General features: G+C 58.3%; 1 pseudogene. It reads right to left on the bottom strand.

The window, feature by feature from the left end:
- A pseudogene (locus ACTQ16_RS16890) lies at window positions 1-319 on the bottom strand (DNA-binding protein); the annotation flags it as partial.

Here is a 319-nt window from a genome sequence, read left to right as displayed (position 1 = left end):
GCCTCCAGTGGTTCCGCTACCGCCCTGGTCGGTGTTGTCGCCACCAGGGGTATCCTTTCCGGTATCCGGGTTGGTATCCGTGGTGGTGCCATCCCCTAACAGAGCAGAGGCTTTCTTCAGCGTTCCGTCGAGGCTGAGGTTCAGGCAACTGAAATCGCCCGTGCCACGAGCTCTAATCTTCAAGCCCTCGATGTTCTTGGCAATGGTAAACTCCTTCTCGGTAGCGGCTCCCGCCTTGTTCTTGATACCAATGGAGAGGATGGCGAGGTCGGCAATCTTCACTGCGATGCCCTGGAGCACCAACTCCCGGATGCACGCT

This window comes from Prevotella sp. LCP21S3_D2 (assembly GCF_052118345.1).
Taxonomy (GTDB): Bacteria; Bacteroidota; Bacteroidia; order Bacteroidales; family Bacteroidaceae; genus Prevotella.
This window is presented reverse-complemented; position numbering and strand designations above follow the sequence as displayed.